Below are 519 nucleotides of genomic sequence, written 5' to 3' on the forward strand. Positions count from 1 at the left end.
AAGGTAACCGTAGGAGAACCTGCGGTTGGATCACCTCCTTTCTAGAGTAAAGAGCACTCATTCGATTGAGTGGCTCAACACAAGAAAATCTCACACGAGAAATAGTTTATTGGTTGTTTCAAAAGTTAACTTACTTGCTTAGTTTTCAGTGATCTGTGTTCATTTGAATTACGATTATGTCAAAGGTGTAACCTTGAGAGGGCTTTGCTTTCTGAGGGATTTTAGCTTTAGTCAAGGAAGGTTCTTTGCTGAAGGCGGAGCGTACAAACTGTACGTGACAACTGAAGTAAAGGTTCTGACGCAGAATAAAGTTAAAAGCACCAGAAAGGGCCTATAGCTCAGCTGGTTAGAGTGCACCCCTGATAAGGGTGAGGTCCCAGGTTCAAGTCCTGGTAGGCCCACCATTTCTTAGCGATTTGCACTTAAAAAAGAAACTCACATACTAAAGTATGCTTCGCTTCTTTTTTAAGCACAACTCATCTAAGAAACAAGTTTCTAAATTAAATATAAGTTCTTAAA

General features: G+C 39.9%; 1 tRNA gene. It reads left to right on the forward strand.

Annotated elements, in window-relative coordinates:
* Positions 1–327 precede the first annotated feature (327 nt).
* A tRNA-Ile gene (locus MNY28_RS11760) sits at positions 328–404 on the forward strand.
* The last annotated feature ends 115 nt before the right edge of the window (positions 405–519 follow it).

Origin of the sequence: Sulfurimonas sp. NWX367 (assembly GCF_039667065.1) — a bacterium.
In the GTDB taxonomy this organism is placed as follows: Bacteria; Campylobacterota; Campylobacteria; order Campylobacterales; family Sulfurimonadaceae; genus Sulfurimonas; species Sulfurimonas hydrogeniphila.